Source organism: Anaerolineae bacterium, assembly GCA_014360855.1.
GTDB lineage: Bacteria > Chloroflexota > Anaerolineae > JACIWP01 > JACIWP01 > JACIWP01.
In genome coordinates this window covers 1-7,446 of sequence record JACIWP010000162.1, presented here as the reverse complement: position 1 = coordinate 7,446, position 7,446 = coordinate 1, and the positions used below count along the sequence as shown (strand labels likewise).

Genomic DNA, 7,446 nt, shown 5'->3' with positions numbered 1-7,446 from the left:
GAAGCTGATGGAGCGGTCCATGACCGCCACGGCCTTCAGGTGGCGCAGGGCATCGGCCAACTCCGTGGCGGGGAAGGGCCGGAAGACGCGCGGCTTCAGCAGGCCGACCTTTTTGCCCTGGGCCCGCAGTTTGTCCACCACGGCCTTGGTGGTGCCGGCGGTGGAGGAGAGCACCACGATGGCCACCTCGGCATCCTCCAACCGATAGGCCTCGAACAGGCCGTATTTGCGGCCGGAGAGCTTTTCGTACTCGCGCGCCACCTCCAGGATGACCTCCTGGGCATGGGCCATGCCTTCCACCTGCTGGCGCTTGTGCTCGAAGTAGTAGTCGTAGAAGTCCAGCGGGCCGTAGGTGACGGGGTTATGCACGTCCAGGAGGGGCGGGAGGGCCGGCTTGTACTCTCCCACAAAATTCCGCACCTCTTCGTCCGAGAGCAGTTCCACGCGCTCCATGGCGTGGCTGGTGATGAAGCCGTCGTGCATGACCATCACGGGCAGGAGCACGTCCGGGTGTTCGGCGATGCGCACTGCCTGGATGAAGTTGTCGTACGATTCCTGGGCGTTCTCGGAGAAGATCTGGATCCAGCCGGCCTCGCGGGCGCCCATCGTGTCCGAGTGGTCGCAATGGATGTTGATGGGGCCGGAGAGGGCGCGGTTGACGTCCAGCATGACGATGGGGAGGCGGTACGAGGCGGCGATGTAGAGCGTCTCCCACATGAAGGCCAGGCCGGCGGAGGAGGTGGCGGTCATCACGCGGGCGCCGGCGGCGGCCGCACCGATGCAGGCGCTCATGGCGCTGTGCTCGCTCTCCACCGTGACGAACTCGGTCTTCACCAAGCCATTGGCCACAAATTCGGAAAAGGTCTGAACCGTCGAGGTCTGCGGCGTAATAGGATAAGCGGCTACCACGTCTGGGTTAATCTGCCGCATGGCATGAGCGACAGCCGCGTTGCCATCGAGTGCCAAGATTTCTCTCATTGTATCGCTACTCCTTCTTTCCGGGTCGGGTGTAGGTGTCCTGGCAAGGGGTTATTTCTCTTTCTTGAACTCGGTTTCCGGGGTCATGGTAATACATTTCACCGGGCAGACCTGAGCGCAGACACCACAGCCCTTGCAGTGCTCCAGGTCAAAGCCCACCATCTTCTCGTCCTGCACCAGGATGCTGGAATCGGGGCAGTAGATCCAGCAGAAGAGGCAGTGGATGCATTTCTCCGCGTCGCGGACGGGGCGGAACGCGCGCCAGCCGCCGGTTTTGTACTCGACGGAGTTGCCGGCTTCCAGGATTAATCCCCCGAGGGGGATGTCCTTCCAACCTGTTCCCTTGGGCATCTTTATATTCCTCCTTTACAGGTTCCGATTGGCAATCAACCTTGTTTGACTTCCTGTGCCGCCCGCTGGATGGCTCGCACGTTGGCCTCCACCATATCCGGCCGCAGTTTCTTGCCGAAGTCTTTGCGCACTTGCTCCACGATCTTATTCAGGTCCAGCAGTCCGGTAGCCACGCAGAAGGCTCCCAGCATGGGGGTGTTGGTGATCTCGCGCCCCAGTTCCTGGATGGCGATGGTGCTGGCGTCCACCGTGAAGATGCGGATGTTCTTGCCCTCCAGGTTCAGACGTTTGCGGACCTCTTCGGGGGATTCGGTAGTATTGATGAGGAGCACACCGTTTTCCTTGAGGCCTTCGGTAACATCTACGACTCCGAGGAGGGTGGGGTCCAGCACAATGACGACATCGGGTTCGAGAACGGGGCTGTGCAGGGTGATGGGGCTGTCACTCAGACGGGTATAGGCTCGGATGGGGGCTCCCATGCGTTCGGCGCCGTAGTCGGGGAACGCCTGGAAGTAGAAGCCGGCGCCGAGGGCCGTTTCGGCGAGGAGCTTGCCGGCGGTCACCGCGCCCTGTCCCCCGCGTGCATGCCAGCGAATCTCGATCATCTTGCCCATGGTGTCCTCCTTGAAAAAGGTGAGCGCTATCGCTCCCCAGCATAATTGGGATACATGATACAATTTGGCGCTTCGAAAAATCTCAAAAAAAGAGAGGGACTTCCTCTCGGGGGATCCCTCTCTGCTGCAGACCTTGGAAGTGCGCGCTGGCTTGGCACTGGCAAGGCATGAGCCGGGTGATCCCCCAGCTCCAGGCACGCCCGTTATTGTAACGCACTTCACAACAGGTGTCAAAAATGAGACTACTCTCTCTGCAAGCCGCGCCGCGCCAAACGTTCCGCCTCACGCTGGCAGGCCAGACACAGGGTCGCGTCCGGCTTCGCCTCCAGCCGTTCGGGATCGATGCGCTGGCCACATCGCTCGCAAATGCCGTATACCCCCAACTCAATGGCCCGCAGTGCCCGTTCGATAGACTGGAGCCTGGCTTCCAGCGTCTGGACCAGGGACATGTTCTTCTCGCGCTCGTGCAGGTCGGGATCGCCTTCTTCGAGATCTACTTTGACCTCGCTCTCCCGCAGAATCTGCTGGAGATGTTCCAGTTCCTTCAGGATTTCCTGGCGCTCTTGCTCCAGCGCGAGACGTTCTCGCTCGGTGGATACCTCCATCTCTCCGCCCTTTCATATAGGCCTGCGCCGGATTGTCATACTTTGTATGGGCCTATATATCACCTTTTCCCCCAGGGGTCAAGCGCGCCCGAAGGGGGTTGTCGAAGGCGTCCTGTTGCCGCGATATGCCGGCGTTGGGGGATGGATGGCCCCGACCTGCTCCCTCCCCGCACGCCGGGAAATGGGTTACAGGCTGGTCAGGACTTTCTCGAAGCGCTCGACCGCCCAATCCACCTCTTCGCGAGTGATGACCAGCGGCGGGGTGACGCGGATGATATGCCGGCGCGTATCCTTGCACAGCACGCCGTTGTCTTTCAGGGCCTCGCAGAAGCGGCGCGCGCCGCCGGCGCTGGGGTACAGCTCAATCCCGATCAGCAGGCCCAGACCGCGCACCTCCTTGACATGCGGCGAGCGGATGGCCTGCAGGCGCTCTTTGAGATATGCCCCCTGCACCGCAGCGTTCTCGATCATCCCTTCCTCTACTAGCACGCGCAGGGCCTCCCGCGCCACTGCCGCCGCCAGGGGATTGCCCCCAAACGTACTGCCGTGATCCCCCGGCTCAAAGACGTCCAGGATTTCACGCGAGGAGAGCACTGCCGAGACGGGGTAATAGCCGCCGGAGAGGGCCTTGCCGATGATGAGCACATCCGGATGCACTCCCTCGTGTTCGCAGGCCAGCAGTTTGCCCGTGCGGCCCAGGCCCGTCTGTACCTCGTCGGCGATGAACAGCACGTTGTGCTGGGCGCACAGCTCGGCCAGCCCGCGCAGATATCCTTTGGGCGGCACAATGACCCCGCCCTCGCCCTGTACCGGTTCCACCAGGACAGCCGCGGTATTAGGTGTGATGGTCCGTCGCACGGCTTCCAGATCGCCGTAAGGGACAATTTTGAAGCCAGGGGTAAATGGGCCGAAGCCGGCGCGGTACTGCTCCTCCGTCGAGAAGCTGATGATGGTGATGGTGCGGCCGTGGAAGTTCTCGGCGAAGACGATGATCTCCGCCTGATCCGCCGGCACGCCCTTTTTCACATACGCCCATTTGCGGGCCAGTTTCAGCGCGGTCTCCACCCCTTCCGCGCCCGAGTTCATGGGGAGGAAGCGCTCATATCCGAGCAGTTCGCACGCTTCTTTGCACAGCAGAGGGAGCTGTTCGTTGTGAAACGCCCGCGAGGTGAGGGTCACTTTCTGCGCTTGTTCGACCAGGGCCTGATAAATGCGGGGGTGGCAGTGGCCTTGATTGACAGCGGAGTACGCGGCCAGGCAGTCGAGGTAGCGCCGGCCTTCTACGTCATACACCCAGACACCCTGGGCCCGGGAAATCACTACGTCCAGAGGATGATAGTTGCGCGCGCCATATTGCTCGTGGAGGGCAATGTAGCCGGCGCTGTCGAGCTTCGCCGCAGTTCGTACTGCCATGACACGACCTCCTTGTCGTTGTGCTGATGGACAGCGGCATTATAACCGATATCAGCGCCGGCGCCAAATTCCGCCGGCGAAAAGTTTAGCGATGACCTCGTGAACTACAGGTAATGCACCGTGACCCGTTTGCCGCGCTCTTGCAAGAGCCGCACCAGTTCTTTGACGTAGACCATGCGCATGGGTTCGCCGCGCACCAGGTCCGCGATCTGGTTGGGATTGATGGCGGTGCCCACGATGAGTTGGATGAAGTCGGCGGAGAGGAGCATGCGTGCCAGCCGCGTAGCGGCTTCGTGGTCCGCCGGCAGGTCATGCACGCTTTGCGCGCTTTCCAGCAGGGCCACCGTCTGCGAGAGGGTGATGATGCCCTCGGTGACCAGGTCCACTCCCTTGAGCTTGGCAGTGGGAGGGGAGCCTTTGCGCTGGGGAGCCTGCTTGTCGCGCTTGCTGGGCGGCACCCATTCGACCTCCAGCTCCTCGCCCAGCTCGCGCGCCGCCATTTGGGCGGTGGTGCCGCCGCAGATGATCTTGTATCCCTGTCCCCGCATCAGCATTTCCACCGCTTTGCGGTCGTCTGTCCGCTCGCGGGGCGGTCCGGTGAGCACCGTGGCAAAGACCGCCGGCCGCACGCGCATGGCGACCGCCGTGGCATCGTCCCCCGGCTTGCCCTCATACAGCTTCAGGCAGGTGCGCGCCAGGGCATCCACCAGGCTGTGGGCATCCCCACCCGTCGCGGCCCAGCGTTTGACAGCGATGGCCAGGTTCTTCCAGCCCCAGCCCAGGCGGTAAAGCCCGCCCACGCCGGCATGGATGTAGCCATCGCTCACCAGCACCATGTAGTCCCCTTCCTGAAGCTGGAAGCGGGCTTCGCGGATGCGCCGGCCGTGAATCTCCCGCTCTTCGGCCGGCAGTTCCACCACTTGGCCGTCGCGAATCAGTATCAGCGGCGGGCAGTCGTATTCCACCAGATAGGCATCACGCCCCCGTTCCACCCGCAGCGCGGCGAAGGTAGCATAGGCCAGCTTGCGCACCTGACATTCCGGCAGGGTGGCGGCCAGCGTCTCCATGACCTCTTCCATCGAAGCGCCCTGCTCCACCATACTGGCCACGATCTGCGCCGTCAGCGTGGAGAGAATGTTAGCCTTCACCCCGCTTCCCAACCCGTCGGACAGCACGACCAGGAGAGTCTGAGGTGTCGCGGCAACTTTCACCGTGTCGCCGCACAGCTCCTCTCCGTGCTTCTGCAGGGCTTTCCAGGCCACCTCGACGAAGAGCCGCTTCATCAATCGTTGTCCTCTTCCAGCACCTTCGCCAGCCGGGAGAGCATCATCTTGGTCTCCGCGGTGGTTTCGCCCAGCAATTGGGCGATCTCATGTGCGACGCGCATTTGCTTTTTGATGACCTCTTCCGTGCGGTGCAGGGTCTCCTCCCGAATATGTTCGAGCTGTTCCCGCTGGCGCACTTGCTCGGTGATATCCCGCAGGATGCCGACCAGCAGGCTCTGGCCGGGCACGGGCATGATGGTCTGCTCGACGATCAGGTCATCGCGGATGCGCACGACTTCTCCTACTACCGGCTGGCCGGTGTCGCGGGCCTGGACGAAGCTGTCCACGTTGGGCATGATGGTGCGGAGGGGCTTGCCGACCACCTGCTGGCGATAACAGCGGAAGGCCCGTTCCGCCGATGGGGAGAGGTCCTGGATCTGCAGCCGGCTGTCCACGATGACCACCGGGTTGGGCGTCACGTCAATGACCACCTGGCGCAGGGATTCGGCCCGCCGGCGCATGTACGGGATGCACATGGTGGCCTCCGCCATGCCCCGCAGGGTGGCCTTCGCCTTCTCCCGACAGGTTGGATAGCCGCAGGCCCCGCAGTTCAGCTCGTCCTCGGGGGTGTATTTGTCCACCATGTGCAGGACTTCCTGAATCTGCTCTTCGGTGAATTCGGGCACCGGCACATGCTTGTCCTGATAGGAACGGCTCAGGTCGGGCCATTCGTGCCGCGCCGGCATGGGTTTGGGCTGGCGGCGGGAGGCGTATTCCATCACCCGCTGGCGCGCCACATAGATGCTTTCGATGTGATCCTCCATCGCCGGCCCGTTGATGCACCCGCCCTCGCAGGCCATCAGCTCCACCATGCAGGCGGCCAGCTTGCCGGCGCGAATGCCCCGCAGGACATCCTCGCAGGCGCCCAGCCCCGAGGTGGTGACGATGTGGCTGGTCAATATATCGGTGTCCATGTTGGCGGTGCCCACCAGGCCGCCTTCGACGGGGAAGAGACGCGCCGGCACGCGCGGGGCCGGCTCTGCCCCATCCCCGTCAGCGGGGAACGCCACCCCTTCTTCCTCCATCCACTCGGCCAGCTCGGTAAAGGTCAGCGCGGCATCAATGGCGCCGGCGACCGATTCCTCGAGCATCTCGGCCTTTTTGGCGATGCATGGGCCGATGAAGACGATGAACGCTTCCGGCCCATACTGCTGGCGCAGCCAGCGTCCATGCGCCGCCATCGGCGAGACGATGGGCGCCAGATGGGGGATGAGGTCGGGATAGTATTTCTCGATCAGATTGACCACCACCGGGCAGGAAGAAGTGATAATGGGCCACTGCTCCTGATGTGTCTCGACCCACTCGCGGTGGGCCTGGCCGACCATTTCGGCGCCGAAGGCGGTTTCGCCGGCGGCCGCGAAGCCCAACTGCAGAAGCATCTGCTCCATGGCGGAAAATGATCGGATGCCGAAGTAGGCCGGCGCCGAGGGGGCCACGCTGGCCACCACCGTTTTGCCGGCGCGGATAGCCTCCTGCACTGCCGGCCGGTCCTCCCGGATCTGTTTGGCGCCCTGCGGGCATTCGCGCACACAGTTGCCGCAGGCCAGACACAGTTCCGGCACCACCGTTGCCTGGCCGTTCTGCACCTTGACCGACTTGACGGTGCAGGTGCGCACACAGCGGTAGCAGTCGCGGCAGCGCGCTACGTTGGTGCTGATCACCCATCCTTGCATGATGAAGACTCCTCGCCTCGCAAGCGAGGCAAAACCTCCTGATAGAAGAACAGCTCGGCGTCCTGCGGGCGAATTTCGCGGTACTGTTTGTCTCCCACGCGGATGGAGACGCCGTGGGAGCACTGTTCCATGCAGAATGCGCCGACCAGTTCCACCTGGCCGGCGAGATGTTCTCGCTCGATCAGCTCCTCCAGAGCCGCCGCCAGCTCATCGGAGCCGCGGGCACTGCAGGAGCTTCCAACGCATATCGTGATCCTGACCATCGGTTCACTCTCTCGGCGCGGGGTATTGTTCCTAGTGCGCGCCCTCCTTAGTTTATGATATCACGAAGCATTGGAATTGTCAAACAATTTGTGAATTTTCACACATTTGGGGTTGTCCGGGAGGGGGCCGGTGGCTGACTCTTACCCACTTTCATAGGCGAGAGACCATCGGTAGGTGAAGAGAGCGCGTCTGATCAGTCGGGGCTTGAGGATCCAGGGCATAG

The 7,446-nt window shown here is 62.7% G+C and carries 7 protein-coding genes and 1 pseudogene; all 8 read right to left on the bottom strand.

Annotation, left to right across the window (positions count from 1 at the left end; translation table 11 throughout):
* On the bottom strand, nucleotides 1-978 hold a 978-nt coding region (gene porA / locus H5T60_09600; GenBank protein MBC7242685.1), incomplete at its 3' end, for a pyruvate ferredoxin oxidoreductase.
* 51 nt (nucleotides 979-1,029) lie between these two features.
* Nucleotides 1,030-1,329 (bottom strand): 4Fe-4S binding protein, encoded by a 300-nt coding sequence (locus H5T60_09595; protein ID MBC7242684.1) that lies wholly within the window; start codon nucleotides 1,327-1,329, stop codon nucleotides 1,030-1,032.
* Between the two features lie 35 nt (nucleotides 1,330-1,364).
* Nucleotides 1,365-1,943, bottom strand: a complete 579-nt coding sequence (locus H5T60_09590; GenBank protein MBC7242683.1) for a 2-oxoacid:acceptor oxidoreductase family protein — start codon at nucleotides 1,941-1,943, stop codon at nucleotides 1,365-1,367.
* Nucleotides 1,944-2,185: 242 nt separating this feature from the next.
* Nucleotides 2,186-2,548 (bottom strand): TraR/DksA C4-type zinc finger protein, encoded by a 363-nt coding sequence (locus tag H5T60_09585; GenBank protein MBC7242682.1) that lies wholly within the window; start codon nucleotides 2,546-2,548, stop codon nucleotides 2,186-2,188.
* Between the two features lie 186 nt (nucleotides 2,549-2,734).
* A complete protein-coding gene (gene rocD, locus H5T60_09580; protein ID MBC7242681.1) occupies nucleotides 2,735-3,961 on the bottom strand; it encodes an ornithine--oxo-acid transaminase in 1,227 nt (408 codons plus the stop codon).
* A 104-nt stretch (nucleotides 3,962-4,065) separates the two neighbouring features.
* On the bottom strand, nucleotides 4,066-5,244 hold the full coding sequence (locus tag H5T60_09575; protein MBC7242680.1) for a serine/threonine-protein phosphatase: 1,179 nt from the start codon (nucleotides 5,242-5,244) through the stop codon (nucleotides 4,066-4,068).
* A complete protein-coding gene (locus H5T60_09570; protein ID MBC7242679.1) occupies nucleotides 5,244-6,959 on the bottom strand; it encodes a PAS domain S-box protein in 1,716 nt (571 codons plus the stop codon). The genes H5T60_09575 and H5T60_09570 overlap by 1 nt, the downstream gene beginning before the upstream one ends.
* A pseudogene (locus H5T60_09565) lies at nucleotides 6,944-7,225 on the bottom strand ((2Fe-2S) ferredoxin domain-containing protein). Before H5T60_09565 ends, H5T60_09570 begins: the two are co-directional and overlap by 16 nt.
* Nucleotides 7,226-7,446: the final 221 nt, after the last annotated feature.

Coding starts and splice junctions, on each gene's coding strand:
- H5T60_09595 (MBC7242684.1), bottom strand. CDS start 1,329: ATGCCCAAGGGAACAGGTTGGAAGGACATCCCCCTCGGGGGATTAATC.
- H5T60_09585 (MBC7242682.1), bottom strand. CDS start 2,548: ATGGAGGTATCCACCGAGCGAGAACGTCTCGCGCTGGAGCAAGAGCGC.
- rocD (MBC7242681.1), bottom strand. CDS start 3,961: ATGGCAGTACGAACTGCGGCGAAGCTCGACAGCGCCGGCTACATTGCC.
- H5T60_09570 (MBC7242679.1), bottom strand. CDS start 6,959: ATGCAAGGATGGGTGATCAGCACCAACGTAGCGCGCTGCCGCGACTGC.
- H5T60_09575 (MBC7242680.1), bottom strand. CDS start 5,244: ATGAAGCGGCTCTTCGTCGAGGTGGCCTGGAAAGCCCTGCAGAAGCAC.
- H5T60_09590 (MBC7242683.1), bottom strand. CDS start 1,943: ATGGGCAAGATGATCGAGATTCGCTGGCATGCACGCGGGGGACAGGGC.